Origin of the sequence: Pseudomonas sp. SMN11, assembly GCF_052041945.1 — a bacterium.
GTDB lineage: Bacteria > Pseudomonadota > Gammaproteobacteria > Pseudomonadales > Pseudomonadaceae > Aquipseudomonas.
In genome coordinates this window covers 19,303-39,705 of record NZ_JBKGGW010000026.1, presented here as the reverse complement: position 1 = coordinate 39,705, position 20,403 = coordinate 19,303, and the positions used below count along the sequence as shown (strand labels likewise).

The window sequence follows — 20,403 nt, the reverse complement described above, 5'->3', positions numbered from 1 at the left end:
TCTTTAGGTTAAGTGTTGTTCTTACCTGTACCTATCTATCTGGGTCAGTTCGCGACCCTTACGCTCAGGGTGTTTGCCGTCTGGTTGCCCACCCCGGCGCTCTGATTCAGCTGGATGACCCCGCGGCTACCGGTGAATGCCTGGTCACCGGTGGTGACCTGGCGATAGCCGGGTGAGGTATCAGATGGATCGGAGCTGTTGATCAGCGCCACGTTCTGTTGCAGCAGGACGCTGTCATCGATGCTTTGCGGTTGTGTACTGATGCTGATGCGCAGGGCGTTGGCCTGCTGGGTCGCAGCCCCGGCACTCTGGTTGACGCCCAAAGCGCCGCTGCCATGGCTGAAGGCATTGCCCTGGATACTGGCGCTGGCGCCCATGTTGGGGTCGACGATGGCCTGCTGGCGTTGGCGGATCTGCGTGGTCGCGGCAGCCTCGTGCCCCGTGGCCAGTGCACGAGCGTTGGCTTGTTGCTGCAGATCGCCAGCGGCCTGGTTGATGCTGAAGTTGCCTTGGTACTGCGCGCCGGAATTATCGATAGTGGCGCCATTGATCACCGGAACCGGCGATTGCGCGAACGCTGGGGCACTGCTCAAGAGGGCTAGAATGAACAGCGTCTGCCTCATGTCATTTGCCTCCGGTGAGGATTTGCAGAGGGGCGAGGCCGCGCTGGACGCTCGAGTTGACCATGTTGGCGATGCCGTTGCCCGAGCCGGTACCACGTCCCCCAGCCTGATTCGCCAATTGCGTCTGATTGCTGATATGGCCACCCAGGTTGTTGGTCTGCTGGGTGATCAGCGAGGAGATGCCGGTACCACTGGTGATACTTGCGAAGTCGCCATCACTCAACTCGTTGGTCTGTTTGATGACATACGCGGAAGGGTTGGCATTGGCGGTGGTAGGATTGGGATCGGGCGCCATGGGCGCTCGGATGGCCATGCGCGGTTGCACGTCGCGGGTGATGACGATGATGCCGTTTTCGGCGTGAACCGGCAGCGCAGAACCCATCACACAACCGACCAGCAACAGGCGAAAAATGCCTTTATCCAGTTTCCCCATGACGGCTACTCCTTCTCCAAGCGCTGGTCTTGTTCAGCGTTGCCAGGGAGCAGAGCGAAAGTCGTGCCGTTTTTGAATATGTATTGAAAATCAGCTGGTTAGGCGCACTGCCTGAACTTGTCGTGAATTTGTTGTATCAGCCTTGAGACAACTTTTCTGCAAATCGGCGTTTGGTCCAGCATTTGCGTTACCCGAAGGGCGCTTTTCACGAATGTTTCACACGCTTGACACTGCCACCGTCAAAGGTGAGGGAGCCCGCAAAAACGGGGACTTGACCTCAGCCGAGTGTGTCATGGGGTTAACACTCGGTGGGGCAGAGCGGTAATTTTCCTTGCAGCAGGCGCTGAACTGCAAGCAAGGCCGTGGCACTGCGATGCGGCCAGTCGCCTTCGATGATCTGTACAGGTTGCCCATTGCGTTCCAGCCAGCGGCGGCTGTCGTCGAAGAACTTCTGGCGGTCGGCAAGTGCCGGCTGGCTACGCTGACCGTCGGCGACCCAGCCGACGCCTTGCGGGCTGAGCAGCAGGTGCAAATCGTAACGACGGGCAAGCAAAGCCTGTTCCAGCCAGGGCGGGCAGGCGTCGAACAGGGCGCGGCTCCACAGCATGTTGCTGAGCAAGTGGGTATCGAGAATCAGTAGTTCAGGCGCCTGCTGGCGGGCCTGGTCTTCCCAGGCCAACTGGCCGCGGGCGATGGTGGGGATATCGGCATAGCAGGTATCGCGGCATTCCTGGTCGATGAAGTGGCGGACGTATTCGGCCACCACGATACCGCCGAAATGCGCCTGGATTTCACCGCTGAGCCAGCTTTTGCCGCTGGATTCGGGGCCGCACAGCACCAGGACCTTCATGGCTGCACCAATGCGGGGTCACGTAGCCATTCGAGCCAGCCACGTACCGCGATCAGCGTCAGTACGGCAAAGAACCCGGCCGTGAAGTACAACTGCTGGTGCAGGTACTGGCCGACATAGACCACATCCACCACGATCCACAGCGGCCAGCACTGCACGCGCTTCTGTGCCATCCACAGTTGTGCGACCAGGCTGAAGCCGGTCAGCGTGGCATCCAGCCAGGGCAGGGCGGCATCGGTCCAGCCGGCCATCGCCGCACCGAGTGCAATGCTCAGCAGCAGCCCGGCGAGCAACCCGCCGAACAGTGCCGGGGTTGGCAGGCGTGAGACCTGGCGAGCGTCTTCGACCCGGTCCGGGCGCTTCCACTGCCACCAGCCGTACAGCTGCAGCACGGCGTAGGCCAGTTGCAGCAGCATGCCCGAGTACAGCTTCACTTCGTAGAACAGCCAGCCGTAGATCAGCACCATGACCAGGCCGATCGGCCAGCACCAGGCGTTCTGCTTGACGGTAAGCCACACGGCGGTGACGCCGAGCACGGCGGCGATGAGTTCGAGGCCGGACATCGGCGATCCTTGGTTGGCAAAGGGCGGCGATTGTAGCTTGTGCAGGGCGGGAGGTGTAGCGCGCAACCGGCACCGGCCCGCTCAGGGGCCGGTATTTACAGCCTGTTCAAACCCGGAACTGACGCAGCAGCTGCTCCAGCTCCTCGCTCAGCTGCCCCAGGGCCAAACCGGCGTCGCTGGATTGGCGCGCGGCATCGGCGGTCTGCTGCGACAGCCCGGCGGTGTCCAGCACATTGCGGTTGATCTCCTCGACCACATGGGACTGCTGCAAGGTGGCGCTGGCGATCGAGGCGTTGAGGGCGGTGAGGTTGTGCAGTGCCTGGCTGATGGCATCCAGGCTGGAACCGGCCTCGCGGGCTTGCTGCACGGTCTGGCGCGAAGCCTCGCTGCTGGTGTCGATGGCCTTGACCGCCGCATCGGACTGGCCTTGCAGGTGCTCGATCATGGTGTGGATTTCCGCTGTCGATTGCGCGGTACGTTGCGCCAACAGGCGTACCTCGTCGGCCACCACAGCGAAGCCGCGGCCCTGTTCGCCGGCGCGAGCGGCTTCGATGGCAGCGTTGAGGGCGAGCAGGTTGGTCTGCTCGGCGATGGCGCGGATCACGTCCAGCACCCCGCCAATCTTCGTGCTGTGCCCGGCCAGGTCACGGATGACCTGCACGGCCTGCTCGATGGTCGCCGAAAGGCGGTCGATCTGCTGCAGGCTGCCGTAGATGGCCTGTTGGCCGTGTTCAACCTGTTGCTGCGCGGCGAGCATCTCACCGGCGGCCTGTTCGGCCGTCTTGGCCACATCCTGCACGGCATAGGTGACTTCGTTGACCGCCGTCGCCACCTGGTCCATCTGCAGGGACTGTTGGGCGCTATGTTGCTGGGCGGCGCCAGCATTGTCGCCGACGTGCCCGGCCGATTGTGCCAGGGCGTGGGCCGCGCCCTGAAGCTGGCCGACCACCCCCTGCAGCTTGCCGTTGAACTCGTTGAAGTGCTGGCCCAGGTGGGTGATTTCGTCACGGCCGTGGGTGTCCAGGCGACGGGTCAGGTCACTTTCACCACTGGCGATATTGCCCATGGCCTGCACTGCCTCTTGCAGCGGACGAGCGATGCTGCGGGCGATCAGCGTGACTACAAGACCCAGTACGAGGGCGATGCCCAATCCGACCAGCGAGGCATCGCGCAGCTGGCGGGCGAATTCGGCTTGCACGTCATCGACATAGACGCCAGAGCCGATGATCCAGCCCCAAGGCTTGAACAGCTGAATATACGAAGTCTTGGCCACCGGCTCGCTGGCACCCGGCTTCGGCCAGCGGTAGTCGACCGGGCCGGCGCCCTGGCTGCTGGCGAGGGCAACCATCTCGTTGAACACGGCGAAGCCGTCCGGGTTGCGTATGGCCGAGAGGTCCTGACCATCGAGCTTGGGGTTGGCCGGATGCATGATCATCTTCGGCCCCAGGTCGTTGATCCAGAAGTAGTCGTTCTGGTCGTAGCGCAGCGCCCGCACCACTTGGAGGGCCTGCTGCTGTGCAGCCTCGCGGCTGAGCGTGCCGGCGGCCTCCAGGCCCTGGTAGTAGGCCAACACGCCAGCTGCGGTCTGCACCACGTGGCGGGTCTTTTCCGCCTTGGCCTGGTACAGGTCGCCATGGATCTGGCGCAGCATCAGCAGGCCGAGCACCACCAGCATGCCCACCGCTACCACCAGAATCAGCCACAGACGACGGCTGATCGACATCGACCGCAATGCCTTCATCGAATCCACTCCTGCCTTGTTCTTTTTATTCAGGTGCATCCAAGCACGCTTTGCAGGCGGCAGGCACTCGACTAATGGCTAAGTGCTAGTTATTGGCTACTCTGCCACAGGCTGCGCGCGCCTTTGTCATGCCGCTTTGTTAGGATTTCGGCCGGGCAAGATGAAACCTTTAGTCAGGCTGAACTTTTCCACTGGCGCCGGTCCCAGAAGTCGCTGTAAATAGGCCGCGCCGCGTGCGGCAATCACAAGCAAATCAAGAATAAGGGGCCTGCAAAAGCAGTGCTTCATCGGGGGAACAATGGATTTTTGGACTGCCTTCCAGGCAATCATCTTAGGTGTGGTCGAGGGGCTCACGGAGTTCTTGCCGATTTCCAGTACCGGCCACCAGATCATTGTCGCCGACCTGATCGGGTTTGGTGGCGAACGGGCCATGGCGTTCAACATCATTATCCAGCTGGCGGCGATCCTGGCGGTCGTGTGGGAGTTTCGCAGCAAGATCCTCGAAGTGGTGTTCGGCCTGGCCAGCCAGCCGAAGGCCCGGCGGTTTACCGGTAACCTGCTGCTGGCGTTCCTGCCGGCGGTGGTGCTGGGCGTGCTGTTCGCCGACCTGATCCACCAATACCTGTTCAACCCGATCACCGTGGCGACGGCGCTGGTGATCGGTGGTGTGATCATGCTCTGGGCAGAACGTCGCCAGCACACCGTGGCGGTGGACCATGTCGATGACATGCGCTGGACCCATGCCCTGAAGATCGGCTTTGTGCAGTGCCTAGCGATGATCCCAGGTACCTCGCGCTCCGGTTCCACCATCATCGGCGGCCTGCTGTTCGGCCTGTCGCGCAAGGCGGCCACCGAGTTCTCGTTCTTCCTGGCGATGCCGACCATGGTCGGTGCGGCGGTCTATTCGGGCTACAAGTACCGCCACCTGTTCGAGCCGAGTGACCTGCCGGTGTTCGCCCTCGGTTTCGTGACCTCGTTCATCTTCGCGATGATTGCCGTGCGTGCGCTGCTGAAGTTCATCGCCAACCACAGCTACGCAGCCTTTGCCTGGTACCGCATCGTCTTTGGTCTGCTGATCCTGGCGACCTGGCAGTTCGGCTGGGTCGACTGGTCGACGGCGCACAGCTGATATGGCGCGGGCACAGAACACGGCGCCACGCGGCGCCGAACAGGGCGTGCGCAATGGGCGATTGAAACTGTTGTTGCTGGGGGTGCTGTGCCTGTTGCCGGCGCTTGGTGCGGCGCAAATGGGCTGGAGCGGGCAGACCTGGGTGCCACTGGCGTTGTACCCGCTGGTCAGCCTGATCAGCCTGCTGCTGTACTGGCAGGACAAGCGCCAGGCCCAGGGCAATACCTGGCGCACGCCTGAAAAGGTGCTACATGCCAGCGAGTTGCTGGGGGGCTGGCCCGGCGCGCTGGTTGCCCAGCAGCTGTTCCGCCACAAGACACGCAAACTGTCTTACCAACTGGTGTTCTGGGGCATCGTGCTGCTGCATCAAGTGTTCTGGCTCGACTACCTGTTCCTGGGTAGCCGATTCCTGCCGTTCAACTGATCAGCTCAGCAGCCCTGGCTGCAGCCGTTTTGGCAATCGTCGCACTACCAGCTGGTGTGAGCGCTGCAGCAGGTCGCACAGTTCATCCCGGCCCATGGGGTAGGGTGGCGTCATGCTGATCCACCTGGCACGTGCCAGATAAGGCGCCGGCCGCACGCCAGGCCGGTCGCAATAACCCAGAAACAGCTCGTCGGCCACCTTGAACGACAAGCCAGCTCCGGCCAGGTCAAGCACCGCGAACATCTTGTTGCCGGCCACGGAAAATACCCGGATGCCGCCCCATTTGTAGTCTTCCCGCGCACCCGGCAGGCTCAGGCAGAATGCTGCCACCTGTTCTTCGGTCATTTTTTGCTTAGACATAACGCTCCCCACACGCTTCGAACGACGCCGCCAGGTGGTCGATCCATGCCCGCACGGCCGGTAACAAGCCACGTCGATGAGGGTAGACCGCCTGCAGGTAGCCGCCTGGCAATGACCAGTCCGGCAACAGCTTCACCAGCTCGCCGCGCTCCAGCTCCTCTTCGCAGAACATGCTGGGCAGGGCAGTGAAGCCCAGCCCGGCGCGCACGGCGGCGTTGCGCACGACAAAATCGTCAATGGCCAGGCGTGGCTCCAGGGCGATTTCCTGCTGACGCCCAGCGGGCCCGTGCAAGCGGAAGTGCACCAGCCGGTCGGCTTCGGCGGCGCCCAGCACGGGCAGCGTGGCCAGCTCGGAGGGCTCGCGGATATGGTCGGCAAAGCCGGGCGCTGCCACCAGTTGCATCTGCGCCTGGCGCAGCCGACGGGTCACCAGTGCCGGGTCTTCGTCGCCCAGGTCGCGTACGCGCAGGGCGACATCGATGCCTTCGGAAATCAGGTCGACACGGCGGTTGAGCAGGACCATGTCCAGCTGCACCTGCGGGTACTGCTCGAGGAAACGGCTGATCACCTCTGGCAGAAAAGCATGGGCCAGGGCTACCGGGCACGACACACGCAGGCGCCCGCGCGGTTCGCTGCTCATGCTCGCCACTACCTCGTCGGCGGCCTCGGCCTCCAGCAGCATGGCCTGGCAATGGTGCAGGTAGCGCTCGCCGACGGCAGTGAGTTTGAGCTGGCGCGTGGTGCGCTGCAGCAGGCGGGTGCCAAGGCGTTCTTCCAGTTCGGCAATCCGCCGCGACAGTCGCGACTTGGGAATGCCCAACTGGCGCCCGGCCGCAGCAAAACCGCCGGCTTCGACCACCTGGGCAAAATAGAAGAGGTCATTGAGGTCTTGCATGGGCTGTCTCACTGTTCTACCTGTGGGACAAACTAACGCATTTTTACTGACTTTTCAGCCATTCGGCATCCCGCTAGGATTCTCCCCATCGTGATCGCCCACCGCCGCGGTCTTCATTCACAGGAGAGTTCCATGAAACTGTTGCATATCGATTCGAGCATCCTGGGCGACAATTCCGCCTCTCGCCAACTGAGCCGTGAAGTGGTCGAAGCCTGGAAAGCCGCAGACCCGAGCATCGAAGTGGTCTACCGTGACCTGGCCGCCGACGCCATCGCCCACTTCTCGTCCGCCACCCTGGTGGCTGCCGGCACCCCGGAAGAAGCCCGTGACGCCGCCCAGGCCTTCGAAGCCAAGCTGAGCGCCGAAACCCTGGAAGAATTCCTCGCCGCCGACGCCGTGGTGATTGGCGCACCGATGTACAACTTCAGCGTGCCGACCCAGCTCAAGGCCTGGATCGACCGCGTGGCCGTCGCCGGCAAGACCTTCCGCTACACCGAAGCCGGCCCGGAAGGCCTGTGCGCAGACAAGAAAGTGGTGCTGGTCTCCACCGCCGGTGGCCTGCACGCTGGCCAGCCGACCGGCGTTGGTCATGAAGACTTCCTCAAGGTATTCCTCGGCTTCATCGGCATCACCGACCTGGAAGTGGTCCGTGCCCACGGTCTGGCCTATGGCCCGGAACACCGTACCCAGGCCATCGACGCTGCCCAGGCGCAGATTGCCAACGAGCTGTTCGCCGCGGCCTGATCGCCGGGCGACAAAAAAAACGGCTGGAGCCCCGTGCACCAGCCGTTTTTTTCATCCAGTTTTCATCTGCCGGTGGTAGGGCCGGATCTATGCTGACGCTATCCTGAGGCCCGCTGCGCGATAGCTGACCGATGAACACTCCCCGCTGTTTGCTGGCATTGCTGCTCGGTGGCCTGTTGGCCCATGCCGAGGCTGCCCCGTGGGTGGCCGGCCTGCATCACATGACCCTCGACGACCCGGTCGACGCCAGGCCGATGCAGGCCCTGGCGTTCTACCCATCCCATGGCACACCGCGCAATATCCGCATCGACGGCTACCCTATCGACGTCGCTGAAGAGGCCCCGGTCGCCCTCGGGCAGTTTCCGCTGGTGGTGCTGTCCCACGGCAACACCGGCAGCCCGCTGGCGCTGCATTACCTGGCCACCTCCCTGGCCCGCCAGGGCTTTGTCGTGGTGGCGGTGGTGCACCCGGGCGACAATGCCCGCGACCACAGCCGCCTGGGCACGCTTAGCAACCTTTATGGGCGGCCCTTGCAGGTCAGCGAGGCCATCACGTCCGCCCGTGAAGACGCGTTGCTTGGCCCTTACCTGAATGACGGCAAGGTCGGTGTGATCGGCTATTCGGCCGGCGGTGAAACCGCGTTGATCCTGTCTGGCGCCCAACCTGATCTGGATCGCCTGCGCCGCTACTGCCTTGAGCGCCCTGGTGATGCCGATGCCTGCAAGACCCATGGCGTGTTGATTGCCGACCGCAGCGAGCTCGCGCCCAAGGCCGACTCACGGGTCGGTGCAGTGATGTTGATGGCCCCCTTGAGCCTGATGTTCGGCCGCCATGCCCTCGCTGGGGTGAAGGTGCCTGCCTTGATCTACAGTGGCGACAGCGATCAGTTGGTGGCGGTGGACCGCAATGCCGAGGAACTGGCGCGCAAGCTGCCGATCACTCCGGACTACCGCTTGCTGGCCGGGGCCGGGCACTTCGTGTTCATGGCCCGCTGCGACGAGGAGCAGCATGCGCGCATGCCGGCGCTGTGCAAGGACGCCGACGGTGTCGATCGGCGCCACATTCATCATTCGCTGCAGCGTGATACGGCGGCATTCTTCACCCAGGCCCTGGGTGCACCGGAGCACGCCGAGCGTTCAGCCGCGGCGACTGCGCCGCGCCAGTAGCAGCGTCAGGCCAACCCCGCCCAAGGCCAGCAGGGCCGCGGCGCAGAAAATCGAGGCATAACCCAAGTGCACCGCCACCGCGCCCATCACCGGGCCGGCGATGGCCAGTGCCATGTCGAAGAACACGGCATAAGCTCCAAGCCCCGCACCACGGCTGCTGCTCGGCACCTGCTTGATCGCTTCGACGCCTAGTGCCGGGTACACCAGCGACAGGCCGAAGCCGGTCAGGCCGGCCCCGACCAGCGCCCAAGGCGGCGAGGGCGCCAGCCACAGCAGGCTCAGGCCGAGCACTTCGGTGGCCATGCAGGCCATGGCCACGTTGTAGCCGCCGAAGCGGTTGACCGCGTTGACGAACAACAGCCGCGAAATGATGAAGCACAGGCCGAAGGCACTCAGGCACCAGGCCGCACCGACCCAGCCACGCTCCAGGTAATAAAGGGTGACGAAGGTGGTCAGGGTGCCGTAGCCGATCGACGCCAGGGTCAGCCCCAGGCCGCAGGGTGCGACGCGGCCAAAGGCCGACCAGAATGGCAGCCGATCACCGCGTGTCACCACGACGTCGGGGCGTTTGCGCAGCACCAGCAAGGCCACTAACGCCAACACCAGCAAAGCAGGGCCGAGCACGCTGAAATCCAGGCCGGCGACCGCCAGCACACCGACCGGCGCACCGATGGCGATCGCGCCGTACGAGGCGATGCCATTCCACGAGATCACCCGCGCCGTGTGCTCCGGGCCGACCTGGCTGATGCCCCAGCTCAAGGTGGCGACGCCAATCAGCCCCTGTGCCAGGCCCAGCAGCACGCGGCCGCCGAGCAGCAGGGCCAGGCTCAGCAGCGGCACCTGCAGCGACCAGGCCGAGAGCAGCGTCAGCACCCCACAGCCAGCGATGCCCAGCAGGCCATAGCCAATCGCCTTCTTGCCCCCCAGGGTATCGGCCACGCGCCCGGCAAAAGGACGGCTGAGCAGGGTGGAAAGGTACTGCAGGCCGATGGTCACCCCGGCGATCACCGCACCAAAGCCCAGCTGGTCGTGCACATAGCTGGGCAGCACCGCAATCGGCAGGCCGATGCAGAGGAAGGCAATGAAGGTGTAGAAGACGATCGACAGGATCTGCAGGGTAATACTGAAGTTACTGCTGGCGGGGGCGGGCTGTTGCGCGGTCATGGGCTCTTTCGCGGGCGGGCGGTTGGGCGTGCCCTAATCATGGCCGCTGAGCGAAGTAAATGAAAGCAGGCTAACGAATTATTCGTCGGGGAGTGCCAGTCTGTGGGATTGGCGGTGGATTCTTCGCGGGACAAGTCGGATCGCCGCACCGCGAAGAGGCCGGCCCAGCCACCAACAAGGCGACCAGGCCAACTGATCTACCTCAGACCACGACGCCCTGGCTGCGTAGGTAATCGTCATAGGTACCGCTGAAGTCCACCACACCATCAGCGCTCAGCTCGATGATGCGGGTCGCCAGCGACGACACGAACTCGCGGTCATGGCTGACGAACAGCAGGGTGCCTGGGTAGTTTTCCAGCGCCAGGTTCAGCGCTTCGATCGATTCCATGTCCAGGTGGTTGGTCGGCTCGTCCATCACCAGCACGTTCGGCTTTTGCAGGATCAGCTTGCCGAACAGCATGCGGCCTTGCTCACCACCGGAAATCACCTTCACCGACTTGAGAATCTCGTCGTTGGAGAACAGCATGCGCCCCAAGGTGCCGCGGATCACTTGCTCGCCGCTGGTCCACTGGCCCATCCAGTCGAACAGGGTCATGTCGTCTTCGAAATCGTGGGCGTGGTCCTGGGCGTAGTAGCCCACTTCGGCGCTGTCGGTCCACTTCACGGAGCCGGCATCCGGGGTCATCTCGCCGACCAGGGTGCGCAGCAGGGTGGTCTTGCCGATACCGTTGGGGCCGATGATCGCTACGCGCTCGCCCGCTTCGACGGTGATGTCGAAGTTCTTGAACAGCACCTTGTCGTCGAAGGCTTTCGCCATCTTCTCGACGACCACCGCCTGGCGGTGTAGCTTTTTGGTCTGCTCGAAGCGAATGAACGGGCTGACACGGCTCGAAGGCTTGACCTCGGCCAGCTGGATCTTGTCGATCTGCTTGGCACGCGAAGTGGCCTGCTTGGCCTTGGAGGCGTTGGCCGAGAAGCGGCTGACGAAGGTCTGCAGTTCGGCGATCTGGGCTTTCTTCTTGGCGTTGTCCGACAGCAGTTGCTCGCGCGACTGGGTGGCCGCGGTCATGTACTCGTCGTAGTTGCCCGGGAACAGGCGCAGCTCACCGTAGTCCAGGTCGGCCATGTGCGTGCACACGCTGTTGAGGAAGTGCCGGTCGTGGGAAATGATGATCATGGTGCTGTTACGCGCCGTGAGGATGGTTTCCAGCCAGCGGATGGTGTTGATGTCCAGGTGGTTGGTCGGTTCGTCGAGCAGCAGCACGTCCGGGTCCGAGAACAGCGCCTGGGCCAGAAGTACACGCAGCTTCCAGCCCGGCGCCACTTCGCTCATCGGGCCGAAGTGCTGCTCCAGCGGAATTCCCAGGCCGAGCAGCAGTTCACCGGCACGGGATTCGGCGGTGTAGCCGTCCATTTCGGCGAACTCGGTTTCCAGCTCAGCGACGGCCATGCCGTCTTCCTCGGTCATTTCCGGCAGCGAGTAGATGCGGTCGCGCTCGGCCTTGACCTTCCACAGCTGGCCGTGGCCCATGATCACGGTGTCGATCACGGTGAATTCTTCGTAGGCGAACTGGTCCTGGCGCAGTTTACCCAGGCGCGTGTTCGGCTCGAGCATGACCTGGCCACCGGACGGCTCCAGGTCACCGCCGAGGATCTTCATGAAGGTCGACTTGCCGCAACCGTTGGCACCGATCAGGCCGTAGCGGTTGCCGTTGTTGAATTTGACCGAAACGTTTTCGAACAGCGGCTTGGAGCCGAACTGCATGGTGATGTTGGCGGTGGAGATCAAGGAGCTTACCTATCAATAACTTACGTGGCTTCTTCGCAGCTGCGGACCCATTTCGGACCAATCTGGAGCTTTTCCAGCTCCTGCCAGTCGTTGGACGAGTTAATCCAGCGCGCATAAGTCGATAAGAGCATCTGCACGCCATGCCCGAGCTGTTGGGCGATAAATGCGGGGTTGAGACCAGACATTGAGCCTATTGTCGCATAGGTGTGGCGGCAGTTATACGGGGGCGGTACCTCCTTGTGCCCGCCTGTCGAGCGCTCGGCACTTCATGCCAGCCGAAATTTTCCCAATCGTATGCGCAGACATCCTGCGCCTGAGATGGGAGAACGGTTATGGCGATTGACCACAATGGCCCGGATGCAGCGTACCCAGGGCCAGCTGAAGGCAGCCCTGATGCAGGCCAGGGTCACGGATCTGGATTGGAAAAAACGGCTTCCGAGCCCAAGCAGGGCGTCGGTGAGGCTTGGTCGGAAAAGCGGCCTGAGGATTGGAATCCTCCTCCCGGAAACCCAGGCTCCGACCAAGACTCACAAGTTCCACGCGACAACGGTACTGCGCGTACTGACGAGGACAAGGCGCCGGACCCGACAGAGACAGGTGGTGAGGTACCCCTATCACCCGACGACGACGCTCCGGTCGAAGAAGAGATGAAAGACGTGGAAGCCAACAACGCTGTGTCCAGCGAGCATCCCGAACCTCGATGAGCTCGTCATTTGCCTGGTGAGGCCCTGAAAAGGGCTGCATCCAAGTGAGGTACACCGCAATGAGCAACGATCCGAAAGCGCAAGGCGGCACCAATCCAGACATGCCTGCTTCACCCGATCCAGCGGTAGATCCGGACCTGCCAACCGTTCCTGACCCGGATGATGATCCGCTCATGAATGAAGAGGAAGGTGGTGGCCGTTCGCCGGGCGGTGAAAACCCTGCCTTGGACGAGGATACGCCCAAGCAATAAGCCACGCAGCACTCAGGCCCGCCAAGTGCGGGCCTTTGATTGTGGAGTTTTTAAAAGACTCGACCGACCTCGGCTCAGCCTCAGCGGCCCGGACCGTCGGCGTGGAGCTCTGTTACCTTACGATGCAAGTCCAGCGATGGTTGTGCCGGTATGGCGCCCTGGTAAATGCCACGTCGGTGACCAGCGTCATGCCCCGTTTCTGAAGAGCTTCGGCCAGTTGAGCGAGTGTCTCTGCTTCGATAGTCATTGCTGTTACCTCGTCAGATTTACTGCGTTCATAAATCCTGACCGATAAGGCAACTGTCGAATTCAAAATTTTTTTCGATGCTTGTTCTCAGCAATCGGCCTTGGGCGCAAGTCCCTACCGGGAGGATTTTTCAGCGGGTAGCCCGCAACCGGGCTACCGTGCTGATGCCTAGAGCTTGTATTCGATGGTGTAGGACTCATCATCTCTAAGCTCTATGGTAATCGGCAACCCGAACAGCTTACAGCCACATTCACTGATGCTGCACCGGCACACAGCCCCTTGTTCGAGCTGGGCCCACAAGCCTGCGTCATGTATTACGATACCCACTACCCGCTTTTGTGGATCCTCTTGGACCGGGGCATCCTGATAATCAAGGTCACACCCGAATCCAGGGGGCGTAAGTTCTGGGTCGAACCCAATCACTACACCATGTCGCTCAAGATCGGCCCTTATACGCTCAACCACCTCGTATGCTTCTTGTTTTATCATGGTCGTTACCTCACGGTTCAACTCTCATCAAAACTCTAGCTCACCCTGATGGTTTTCGTTATCTATGGGCGTGACAAGTGCCTGTCCCTCATTCTTGACATTACCCACCGCCTTCCCTACCTGATGCCAACGGAAGTCCGTTGCTGGCCTGCAGCCGTTTTCCATAATCGCTGAAGCCCGCTCCGGTGAAGTAGCGGGATCGATCCATTCCCTTGCCAGCTCAGGCGTCAGGACCAGGGGCTTTCTGTCGTGGATATCGATCAGCCCTTGATCAGCTGCTGCTGTGATGATCACAAATCCATCGCGCTGGTCAGGCTCAAAATGCTCGTGAACTTCTGCAAGCGCAGCGAAGTAGAGCGGGGCTCCATCTGCGCTCGTGATGTAGTACGGCTGCTTGCGTTTCGGGTCAGCCGGATCGGGTATCCACTCATACCAACCGTTCGCGGGTGCCAGTGCCCTACCTTGGGGCCAAAGAGCCTGGAAGAACTTTCCGGTTATCACGGTCTCGGCTCGCGCATTGATCGGATCCGGGCGCTTGCCCTTCGCCCAAAAGGGCGACCATCCCCACTTGACCCTATCCACGCTCAACCCATCGCCTACCTGGCGGACGATCTCTACGCGAGTGGACGGCGCTACGTTGTATCGGTTGACCGGCTCATGGTCGTAGCCATTGATCACCACCAGGTCCAGCGATAGCTGGCGCAGGTAGTGATCCATCGACTCGTAGATCGAGTACCGTCCGCACATATCCCACCTCTCGCCTGTCAGAAATATTACCGCCCAGGATTGACCGGACACCCGATGCCAGATCTACTGTATATGCATACAGCCTGCATTGGACCTTCCGTCATGACCATCACATTCCTGGGAACGCCAACCGGCGGTACCGAACCGCTACCGCTGTACTCGTTCCATGTCCCGGCCGGGTTTCCTTCGCCTGCGGCAGACCATCTGGAAGGTCATATTTCCCTGGATGAGTTATTCGACCTCCGCGCGCCCCATGTGTACCTGGTGAAAGTGGAGGGGGATAGCATGCAGGGCGCCGGAATCTACTCAGGCGACATCGTCATCGTAGACCGCGGCCGTGAAGCCGAGCACGGCGATGTGGTGATTGCCGCCGTTAACAGCGAGCCGGTATGCAAGCGCCTGCACCGGCGCGATGGCGTGGTGATCCTGAAGTCGGAGAATCCGGCCTACCCACCGCGGTACATCATGGAGGGGGACGAGCTCGTCATCTGGGGCGTGGTTCGATATAGCGTCCGCGATCATGCGCAGTGACCAGGTGTTCGCGCTGATCGACTGCAACTCGTTCTACGCGAGTTGCGAGCGCGTGTTCAGGCCAGACCTGGCCAAGACCCCGATCGTCGTGTTGAGCAACAACGATGGCTGCGTGATTGCCAGGTCGTACGACGCCAAGCCTTACGTGAAGATGGGGGAACCTTACTTCCAGGCGAAGGACAAACTGCGCCGGCACGGCATCATGGCCTTCAGCAGTAATTACGCGCTGTACGGCGACATGAGCGAGCGCGTGATGACGGTTATCGAGTCGATGGTGCCCGCGACCGAGGTCTATAGCATCGACGAATGCTTCGCGAATCTGACCGGTATCCGGGAGAATCTGACCCAGTTCGGGCGAAAGGTCCGATCGCGGGTTTTCCAGTGCACCGGTATTCCGGTGGGTGTCGGTATTGCCGGCACGAAGACCCTGGCCAAGCTCGCCAACCACACTGCGAAGCGCCTGCTCGCGCAAACAGGGGGAGTGGTCGACATCACCGATCCGTTCAAGCGTGACTGGGTTCTGCGCAATACCGAGGTGAAGGAGGTCTGGGGTGTAGGCCGGCGGATGACTGCGCACCTCGAGGCGATGGGCATCCACACGGCGATGGATCTGGCCAAGGCCGATGCTTGGACCCTACGACAGAAATTCAGTGTGGTGGTGGAGAAGACTGCTCGGGAGTTGGCTGGTACGCCGTGCCTTGAGCTGGACGAAGCCGAGCCGCCGAAGCAGGAGATCTGCTGCAGCCGGATGTTCGGCAAACGCCTGACCGATTTGGCGCCCATCAAGCAGGCGGTTGCCACTTACGTGGGGCGTGCGGCGGAAAAGCTTCGGGCCCAGGGCTCAGTCTGCAAGCGCATGCGGGTGAGTATCCGCACGGGGATGTTCAATCCTGATGAGGCCCACCACGCTCAGGGCGCCCTCGTTGAGCTCCCATATCCTACGTGTGACACGTTGCTGATGACTCGGCTTGCAACCGATGCTGTCGAGCGCATTTTCCGGCCCGGCTTCAGGTACAGCAAAGCTGAGGTCTTGCTGATGGATCTGCGACAGCGAAGCGAGTTTTCAGAGGATTTATTTGCGCTGAAGCAGTCAGCGACCTGTGATCGGCTGATGCAGGTGATGGACGTCATCAACGAGCGCTGGGGGAGGGGGACAATGCGGGCAGCCAGCGTACCTGCGACGCCGGACTGGGGAATGAGGCGGGAAATGATGAGCCACTCCTATACGACCCGGATCGATCAGCTGTGGACAGTGAAATGTTGAGCCTTCCAGCGCCGTGGTTGGCGGAGCTTAATGACCAGCCGGCCTTGCTGGCGGATCCTGATGGCAGAGCTGCAGTGCTGGCCGGACTTGCGATTTCCGCGCACAGGCGCCGCGACGTCGACGCATACCAGCTGGCCGAGATGCTGGAGTTCGCCGAAGCGGCGAGGCTGTGGGCGCTAATCGAGCATGAGGAGTTGGCTGCCTTCTGCTAACAACGGCAATAGGACGAGCATGCGGTAGGGATAGATGGATGGATGAGATCGAGCGTCGCCTGCGCGGCGCATCGCGAGCTGTGCGCGCTCCTACGTTTTTCGGGCCAGTAAAGTCTGTGACAAGCGCGCGCGACGACCTTGTTGGTACGGTGCGATATCGAGCCATGCACCAAGACATTCGCGCGCAATCCCACAGGAATAATTGGCCCGAAACAAACGTAGGAGCGAGCACAGCTCGCGATGCGCCGCGCGGGCGGCGCTCGATCTGACAGGCGCTGAAAATTTCACGGCGAACACATCCGAACCCCACGCTAACCCAAGGCATGGACCGGTCGCTTTCGACCCAATATGGATAGTCCTGTTGGTCAGGATAGGCTTGGCCGGAAACCCGGCCAAGCAGGTTGGCCCATCACAGCCGGGGATCGTTTTCCCACGTGGTGCCGTAGTAGTCGTGGATACCTTTGCCCCAAATCGGGTCGCTCATGTTTGGCCAGTTGTCCTTATCGAAGCCTGGGGCGTTCTTCAGGCGGTCCTTGTCGGCATCAAGGACGAAGCGCTTGTTCACTGTATCCAGGCGCAAAGCACCCCACGGCACGGCGAAAAGCTTTTCACCCATCCCCAAGAAGCCACCGAACGACAGTACAGCGTACGCAACCTTGCCGCTGGCGGTGTCCAACATGATTTCCTTGATGTCACCCAGGTCTTCGTTTTGCGTGTTATACACGTCGTTGCCGATGAGGGTATCCGCACCCATCAGCCGCGGCCCCGGGCCGCGGTCTCCCTCGGCAGTGAAATCGGTCCGTCCCTTGTACATACCGTACTTATCGCGTTCTTCGAAGTTCATAGTGCGCTCCTGGCCAGAGGCCATAGGCAGTAGAGCATCTCGACTCTTGGTTTAAGGCTGCTCGGGTGATGCCGGCGGGAGTGCCCGGCGTGATCAGACGATTTTTTAACCGCACGATATCTCTCCAGTATTTAGCAAGGCTCGCAAGAGAGGCGGGCGGGGCAGCGAGCGACGGGCTAGGGCACTAAGCTTCGATGGCTTGGATGCGTTTCTGCGGCGCTCAGAATAGGAGAGCGGTCAGCTTAACCAGCCGTTCGCTATTTGCGACCAGCGGTGGGGCGACGACTGAAGCGGTGGTGCGGATGGCCGTCATTTTGGTCTGCCCACTTCCGTCCGGGCCAGTTCACTGGCAGGACTCTCCGGAGACAGGTATGACGCTGCAGCGCACCCCTGTTGAGCGTCCTGGTAATCCTATTCGTGTTCGCGAAAGACCGAGATGGGTCGAGAGCGGTCAATTAACGGCGCCTGCCAAGTGATACTAATTTTGATACCTGTGATGGGAGGATGAGGGGGTGAAGAGGGGTGTTTCGCCCATTGAAATCAACCCTTTAGCACCGCCAAACACCCTTAAAAAACCGCATGGTGATAGTAGCGGTGGAGATCAAGGAGCCAACCTATCAATAACTTACGTGGCTTCTTCGCAGCTGCGGACCCATTTCGGACCAATCTGGAGTTTTCCAGCTCAAAGAAAAATGGAGCTTTTGTCCGCGACAGATGGTCAAGCTAGTTGGATAGGCCTAATCACAAATGAGGGGCCTGCCCGGTCTAGTTGGACTGTTCATCATCCGCTGGAGGAGAGCTGCATGCGCATGCGAGGCAACGTGTACTGGGCTTGGGCAGACCCTACGCTGCACCATCGGAGTCATGAAGAGACGCTGCATGACGGCATCCACATAGATGTCCAGGTCCGACTTTCTCGCATTGGCGCAACGCAGCTTTTCTTGGGCGTTTACGCGCGATCTGGTATGGCATTGCATGAGGAGGCATTCGGCTCCAGACCCAGCGAGTCGATGTACCGGGCGCTAGCCTGGGGAATCGATCGAGCGCGCCGGGTCGCCGATGCAGGCGCCCGCGCTGCTGGCCCAATCGCCACCTCGGAATAGAAGGGGAGAGGGGGTACAGTTGGGCGTTGACGCAGGACAGTGGAAGACCACGACACGGACGAGGTAGAGTCACCGGCCTTAGAACGCGGGCGTCGATTATGGGAAAAACCAATTCAGTTGCTGAGTGGTAATGGTGCGACGTAACAGATTGAAGGCTCTTCTTTCACCGCTGACGACGAATCGCTGGCGCACCGGATCTTTGTTAGGGTTCGTGACTTGGTGCATCCTGTTGCGGTACGGTGACCTGGGTATGCTTCTCACAGTGTTTAGTATGCCTTTCGGCATCGCTCTCTTTGCCATGGGGCCGTTGGAGTTCATGCCAGATAGATGGTTTTTGGCCAACTCCTTTCTGTCTGCAATGACGGGCCTGTTCTTCCAAGGGAGCTTGATGCTTGTGTGGGGTGTTTTGGCTTTTGAGCTTCCATTAAGCCAATATGCCAGGACCGCATTCGTGGTGCTCTGCGTTGCACTGCAGGTCATTGTTATCGGCTGGTTTCAACGCCGGATGATACGTTCGTATATCCGCAAACGAAGTGAGCAACGAAATCGCTCGCAATGACTCAGGCCGTCGTTTGAGTGGCGGTCAGCGCCGGATTGGGTTTCGAGTGTTCGATGACAAGACGCGTGTCACGAGTTTTATCATACGGCGTTACGCATCTCCTTGAGGGTTTTCGCCCAAGAGGAGATTTAGATGGAAAGAGTGATTTACTGGCTGCCACTGGTTACAGCGATTATCGAACTGATCACCGAGCTACTTCGGCACACAGGTCTTTAATCGTCAATCAAGCAGGAGCGCTGCCGAGGGGGCACAGATACGTTCTCCCTCACAGCGTTACGCGGCGGCTCCGACCTTGAAGGAGAGCATGGCGGCAGCGGCGTGGTTGAAGCAGTCGGCCAGTGCCTGGTACGCCCTGCATTTGGCATGACTGCGGGCCGCCGCCCACACATATGGGTCGATAGCAGCCAGCCCCACACGGTAGTCTCAGGAGATACAAGCACCATGTCCTTTACAGCAATCGTTGTTCTTGGCATGTGGCTATACGCGATCGGGTCACTTGCTACATTGCCGTGCAAGATCGTTGGCATGAAGCGCCGATCCGAGGACATTCGGACCTTTTTGACGCGGCGGCGACTTCTCTTTCTTGGCGTGCTCTACCTGATCACTGCACCGTTGGTAGGACTGCTCATCATCGGCATCAGTGCCGCAGGGATAAGCGGCAGCGACGCATCGGGCGTATCAGATACGTTTGTGTTTTTTGGCTGGCTGAACCTGTGGACGTTCCTGGTGGCCGGCTGCTTTGCCTTGGCGGGGGCCTGCCTGTGGCATCGCTCCTGACAACTGCGCGAAGGCGACGACTCTCAGGGAAAACCAAGGCTCACCAACTTCCAGGCACATCCCAGGCAATCAGCCCGTTCCAGCATCGCCCCCAAAGGTGTTTACCTGACAGGCTCCATTGCAGTTGCTCAATGCCACTGCATTTGGCGTCGTCGGTTTTCAGTGTCAGCGAACGCCCGCTTTGCAGGCCGCCGGTGCCCATTGCCAGCGGTCGACCGTCAGGCGAGCACACTGCGGTGCCCAGAAGTCCTGCCCCGGGAGTGTCAGGGAATAGCGAATCTTGCCACTGGCGATGTCGACCTCAGTGTTTGAATGGCTGTGTCAAAGGCTCCATGCGCTCGTTGTCTGATTGAAAGCGTAAAGTCCTCTCGATGCGGGCAATGTGCGTGCTTTCAGAAATTTGCCGGTTTCATGCAGATTGCTTCCTTGGCAGTGTGGCGCTGCGGGCTCGGTCCTTGTTGAGACTGCTCAGCCGAAGAAATGAACGGGTTATAAGAATGGAATTAACGTGGCAACTGCCACACCGGCTTGAACCAAGAGCATTACCGAGAGCCATTTTGGCTCCCGCCGGATAAACCAGTAAACCGCGTTTAATATCATTGAAATCAAATTGGTGAACCCCAGCACGGCGAATGCAAGGATGCCCGAGATCTTGACGGGGGAAGTGGTTGGCGATTGAAGCACGTAGAGCGCGAGGATCGGGCCAAGGATCACTGTTGTGATCGAAAGGCCAGCCACCGTGCGGGTAAATCTTAAAGCCTCGTCGGGCGTCATTGCGTGAAATATCCTTCTAT

General features: G+C 60.9%; 23 protein-coding genes and 2 pseudogenes. 11 read left to right on the top strand and 14 right to left on the bottom strand.

Annotated features, from left to right (window positions below):
* Nucleotides 1-44 precede the first annotated feature (44 nt).
* From ACLEJU_RS19915 to ACLEJU_RS19890, 6 genes and pseudogenes are all read right to left on the bottom strand, one after another.
* Entirely contained in the window at nucleotides 45-623 is a 579-nt protein-coding gene (locus tag ACLEJU_RS19915) for an adhesin (protein WP_435423692.1), read from the bottom strand.
* A 1-nt stretch (nucleotide 624) separates the two neighbouring features.
* Nucleotides 625-1,056 (bottom strand): hypothetical protein, encoded by a 432-nt coding sequence (locus ACLEJU_RS19910; RefSeq protein WP_435423691.1) that lies wholly within the window; start codon nucleotides 1,054-1,056, stop codon nucleotides 625-627.
* Nucleotides 1,057-1,354: 298 nt separating this feature from the next.
* Nucleotides 1,355-1,906, bottom strand: a complete 552-nt coding sequence (locus tag ACLEJU_RS19905; RefSeq protein WP_435423690.1) for an AAA family ATPase — start codon at nucleotides 1,904-1,906, stop codon at nucleotides 1,355-1,357.
* Nucleotides 1,903-2,469 carry a nicotinamide riboside transporter PnuC gene (gene pnuC, locus ACLEJU_RS19900; protein ID WP_435423689.1) on the bottom strand — a complete coding sequence of 189 codons (567 nt, stop codon included), beginning with the start codon at nucleotides 2,467-2,469 and terminating at the stop codon, nucleotides 1,903-1,905. Before pnuC ends, ACLEJU_RS19905 begins: the two co-directional genes overlap by 4 nt.
* 106 nt (nucleotides 2,470-2,575) lie before the next feature.
* Complete coding sequence (locus tag ACLEJU_RS19895) at nucleotides 2,576-3,310, bottom strand: methyl-accepting chemotaxis protein (protein ID WP_440776741.1); 735 nt, start codon at nucleotides 3,308-3,310, stop codon at nucleotides 2,576-2,578.
* Nucleotides 3,311-3,448: 138 nt separating this feature from the next.
* Nucleotides 3,449-4,120, bottom strand: a pseudogene (locus tag ACLEJU_RS19890) (cache domain-containing protein); the annotation flags it as partial.
* A gap of 388 nt (nucleotides 4,121-4,508) precedes the next feature.
* On the opposite strand from ACLEJU_RS19890, the gene ACLEJU_RS19885 reads away from it, so the two are divergent.
* Both ACLEJU_RS19885 and ACLEJU_RS19880 read left to right on the top strand, forming a co-directional pair.
* The gene (locus tag ACLEJU_RS19885) at nucleotides 4,509-5,339 is read left to right on the top strand and encodes an undecaprenyl-diphosphate phosphatase (protein ID WP_435423688.1); all 831 of its coding nucleotides are present in this window, start codon (nucleotides 4,509-4,511) and stop codon (nucleotides 5,337-5,339) included.
* Between the two features lies 1 nt (nucleotide 5,340).
* The gene (locus ACLEJU_RS19880; RefSeq protein WP_435423687.1) at nucleotides 5,341-5,763 is read left to right on the top strand and encodes a DUF1294 domain-containing protein; all 423 of its coding nucleotides are present in this window, start codon (nucleotides 5,341-5,343) and stop codon (nucleotides 5,761-5,763) included.
* Here ACLEJU_RS19880 and ACLEJU_RS19875 read toward each other — a convergent pair whose 3' ends face one another.
* Nucleotides 5,764-6,123 carry an MmcQ/YjbR family DNA-binding protein gene (locus tag ACLEJU_RS19875; RefSeq protein ID WP_435423686.1) on the bottom strand — a complete coding sequence of 120 codons (360 nt, stop codon included), beginning with the start codon at nucleotides 6,121-6,123 and terminating at the stop codon, nucleotides 5,764-5,766.
* Complete coding sequence (locus ACLEJU_RS19870) at nucleotides 6,116-7,018, bottom strand: LysR substrate-binding domain-containing protein (RefSeq protein ID WP_435423685.1); 903 nt, start codon at nucleotides 7,016-7,018, stop codon at nucleotides 6,116-6,118. Before ACLEJU_RS19870 ends, ACLEJU_RS19875 begins: the two co-directional genes overlap by 8 nt.
* Before the next feature lie 132 nt (nucleotides 7,019-7,150).
* Between ACLEJU_RS19870 and ACLEJU_RS19865 the strand changes: the two genes are divergently transcribed.
* Nucleotides 7,151-7,762 (top strand): FMN-dependent NADH-azoreductase, encoded by a 612-nt coding sequence (locus ACLEJU_RS19865; protein ID WP_435423684.1) that lies wholly within the window; start codon nucleotides 7,151-7,153, stop codon nucleotides 7,760-7,762.
* Between the two features lie 131 nt (nucleotides 7,763-7,893).
* Entirely contained in the window at nucleotides 7,894-8,928 is a 1,035-nt protein-coding gene (locus tag ACLEJU_RS19860) for an alpha/beta hydrolase family protein (RefSeq protein ID WP_435423683.1), read from the top strand.
* On the opposite strand, the gene ACLEJU_RS19855 is transcribed toward ACLEJU_RS19860, so the two are convergent.
* The 3 genes and pseudogenes from ACLEJU_RS19855 to ACLEJU_RS19845 form a co-directional block, all read right to left on the bottom strand.
* The gene (locus tag ACLEJU_RS19855; RefSeq protein ID WP_435423682.1) at nucleotides 8,899-10,092 is read right to left on the bottom strand and encodes an MFS transporter; all 1,194 of its coding nucleotides are present in this window, start codon (nucleotides 10,090-10,092) and stop codon (nucleotides 8,899-8,901) included. The genes ACLEJU_RS19860 and ACLEJU_RS19855 overlap by 30 nt on opposite strands.
* 202 nt (nucleotides 10,093-10,294) lie before the next feature.
* The gene (locus ACLEJU_RS19850) at nucleotides 10,295-11,881 is read right to left on the bottom strand and encodes an ABC-F family ATPase (RefSeq protein WP_027919182.1); all 1,587 of its coding nucleotides are present in this window, start codon (nucleotides 11,879-11,881) and stop codon (nucleotides 10,295-10,297) included.
* Nucleotides 11,882-11,901: 20 nt separating this feature from the next.
* Nucleotides 11,902-12,108: pseudogene (locus ACLEJU_RS19845) on the bottom strand (site-specific integrase); the annotation flags it as partial.
* A gap of 536 nt (nucleotides 12,109-12,644) precedes the next feature.
* Here ACLEJU_RS19845 and ACLEJU_RS19840 point away from each other — a divergent pair.
* Entirely contained in the window at nucleotides 12,645-12,836 is a 192-nt protein-coding gene (locus ACLEJU_RS19840; protein WP_435423681.1) for a hypothetical protein, read from the top strand.
* Nucleotides 12,837-13,599: 763 nt separating this feature from the next.
* Here ACLEJU_RS19840 and ACLEJU_RS19835 read toward each other — a convergent pair.
* A complete protein-coding gene (locus ACLEJU_RS19835) occupies nucleotides 13,600-14,319 on the bottom strand; it encodes an SOS response-associated peptidase family protein (RefSeq protein ID WP_435423680.1) in 720 nt (239 codons plus the stop codon).
* A gap of 102 nt (nucleotides 14,320-14,421) precedes the next feature.
* On the opposite strand from ACLEJU_RS19835, the gene ACLEJU_RS19830 reads away from it, so the two are divergent.
* From ACLEJU_RS19830 to ACLEJU_RS19820, 3 genes are read left to right on the top strand one after another with little or no spacing between them, the layout of a single operon-like run.
* Entirely contained in the window at nucleotides 14,422-14,850 is a 429-nt protein-coding gene (locus ACLEJU_RS19830; RefSeq protein ID WP_086977640.1) for a LexA family protein, read from the top strand.
* The gene (locus ACLEJU_RS19825) at nucleotides 14,840-16,114 is read left to right on the top strand and encodes a Y-family DNA polymerase (protein ID WP_435423679.1); all 1,275 of its coding nucleotides are present in this window, start codon (nucleotides 14,840-14,842) and stop codon (nucleotides 16,112-16,114) included. Before ACLEJU_RS19830 ends, ACLEJU_RS19825 begins: the two co-directional genes overlap by 11 nt.
* A complete protein-coding gene (locus tag ACLEJU_RS19820; RefSeq protein WP_435423678.1) occupies nucleotides 16,108-16,326 on the top strand; it encodes a hypothetical protein in 219 nt (72 codons plus the stop codon). The genes ACLEJU_RS19825 and ACLEJU_RS19820 overlap by 7 nt, the downstream gene beginning before the upstream one ends.
* Nucleotides 16,327-16,735: 409 nt before the next feature.
* On the opposite strand, the gene ACLEJU_RS19815 is transcribed toward ACLEJU_RS19820, so the two are convergent.
* Nucleotides 16,736-17,170, bottom strand: coding sequence for a PRC-barrel domain-containing protein (locus ACLEJU_RS19815; protein WP_435423677.1), 435 nt, complete (start codon nucleotides 17,168-17,170; stop codon nucleotides 16,736-16,738).
* An 803-nt stretch (nucleotides 17,171-17,973) separates the two neighbouring features.
* Here ACLEJU_RS19815 and ACLEJU_RS19810 point away from each other — a divergent pair.
* The 3 genes from ACLEJU_RS19810 (at nucleotide 17,974) to ACLEJU_RS19800 (ending at nucleotide 19,609) form a co-directional block, all read left to right on the top strand.
* Nucleotides 17,974-18,273: a hypothetical protein gene (locus tag ACLEJU_RS19810; RefSeq protein ID WP_435423676.1), complete on the top strand. Its 300-nt coding sequence runs from the start codon at nucleotides 17,974-17,976 to the stop codon at nucleotides 18,271-18,273.
* Nucleotides 18,274-18,403: 130 nt separating this feature from the next.
* On the top strand, nucleotides 18,404-18,832 hold the full coding sequence (locus tag ACLEJU_RS19805) for a hypothetical protein (RefSeq protein ID WP_435423675.1): 429 nt from the start codon (nucleotides 18,404-18,406) through the stop codon (nucleotides 18,830-18,832).
* Nucleotides 18,833-19,273: 441 nt separating this feature from the next.
* Nucleotides 19,274-19,609: a hypothetical protein gene (locus ACLEJU_RS19800; protein ID WP_435423674.1), complete on the top strand. Its 336-nt coding sequence runs from the start codon at nucleotides 19,274-19,276 to the stop codon at nucleotides 19,607-19,609.
* A gap of 489 nt (nucleotides 19,610-20,098) precedes the next feature.
* On the opposite strand, the gene ACLEJU_RS19795 is transcribed toward ACLEJU_RS19800, so the two are convergent.
* A complete protein-coding gene (locus ACLEJU_RS19795; protein WP_435423673.1) occupies nucleotides 20,099-20,383 on the bottom strand; it encodes a hypothetical protein in 285 nt (94 codons plus the stop codon).
* Between the last annotated feature and the right edge of the window lie 20 nt (nucleotides 20,384-20,403).

Coding starts and splice junctions, on each gene's coding strand:
- ACLEJU_RS19915 (WP_435423692.1), bottom strand. CDS start 623: ATGAGGCAGACGCTGTTCATTCTAGCCCTCTTGAGCAGTGCCCCAGCG.
- ACLEJU_RS19910 (WP_435423691.1), bottom strand. CDS start 1,056: ATGGGGAAACTGGATAAAGGCATTTTTCGCCTGTTGCTGGTCGGTTGT.
- ACLEJU_RS19905 (WP_435423690.1), bottom strand. CDS start 1,906: ATGAAGGTCCTGGTGCTGTGCGGCCCCGAATCCAGCGGCAAAAGCTGG.
- pnuC (WP_435423689.1), bottom strand. CDS start 2,469: ATGTCCGGCCTCGAACTCATCGCCGCCGTGCTCGGCGTCACCGCCGTG.
- ACLEJU_RS19895 (WP_440776741.1), bottom strand. CDS start 3,310: ATGGACCAGGTGGCGACGGCGGTCAACGAAGTCACCTATGCCGTGCAG.
- ACLEJU_RS19885 (WP_435423688.1), top strand. CDS start 4,509: ATGGATTTTTGGACTGCCTTCCAGGCAATCATCTTAGGTGTGGTCGAG.
- ACLEJU_RS19880 (WP_435423687.1), top strand. CDS start 5,341: ATGGCGCGGGCACAGAACACGGCGCCACGCGGCGCCGAACAGGGCGTG.
- ACLEJU_RS19875 (WP_435423686.1), bottom strand. CDS start 6,123: ATGTCTAAGCAAAAAATGACCGAAGAACAGGTGGCAGCATTCTGCCTG.
- ACLEJU_RS19870 (WP_435423685.1), bottom strand. CDS start 7,018: ATGCAAGACCTCAATGACCTCTTCTATTTTGCCCAGGTGGTCGAAGCC.
- ACLEJU_RS19865 (WP_435423684.1), top strand. CDS start 7,151: ATGAAACTGTTGCATATCGATTCGAGCATCCTGGGCGACAATTCCGCC.
- ACLEJU_RS19860 (WP_435423683.1), top strand. CDS start 7,894: ATGAACACTCCCCGCTGTTTGCTGGCATTGCTGCTCGGTGGCCTGTTG.
- ACLEJU_RS19855 (WP_435423682.1), bottom strand. CDS start 10,092: ATGACCGCGCAACAGCCCGCCCCCGCCAGCAGTAACTTCAGTATTACC.
- ACLEJU_RS19840 (WP_435423681.1), top strand. CDS start 12,645: ATGAGCAACGATCCGAAAGCGCAAGGCGGCACCAATCCAGACATGCCT.
- ACLEJU_RS19835 (WP_435423680.1), bottom strand. CDS start 14,319: ATGTGCGGACGGTACTCGATCTACGAGTCGATGGATCACTACCTGCGC.
- ACLEJU_RS19830 (WP_086977640.1), top strand. CDS start 14,422: ATGACCATCACATTCCTGGGAACGCCAACCGGCGGTACCGAACCGCTA.
- ACLEJU_RS19825 (WP_435423679.1), top strand. CDS start 14,840: ATGCGCAGTGACCAGGTGTTCGCGCTGATCGACTGCAACTCGTTCTAC.
- ACLEJU_RS19820 (WP_435423678.1), top strand. CDS start 16,108: ATGTTGAGCCTTCCAGCGCCGTGGTTGGCGGAGCTTAATGACCAGCCG.
- ACLEJU_RS19815 (WP_435423677.1), bottom strand. CDS start 17,170: ATGAACTTCGAAGAACGCGATAAGTACGGTATGTACAAGGGACGGACC.
- ACLEJU_RS19810 (WP_435423676.1), top strand. CDS start 17,974: ATGCGCATGCGAGGCAACGTGTACTGGGCTTGGGCAGACCCTACGCTG.
- ACLEJU_RS19805 (WP_435423675.1), top strand. CDS start 18,404: ATGGTGCGACGTAACAGATTGAAGGCTCTTCTTTCACCGCTGACGACG.
- ACLEJU_RS19800 (WP_435423674.1), top strand. CDS start 19,274: ATGTCCTTTACAGCAATCGTTGTTCTTGGCATGTGGCTATACGCGATC.
- ACLEJU_RS19795 (WP_435423673.1), bottom strand. CDS start 20,383: ATGACGCCCGACGAGGCTTTAAGATTTACCCGCACGGTGGCTGGCCTT.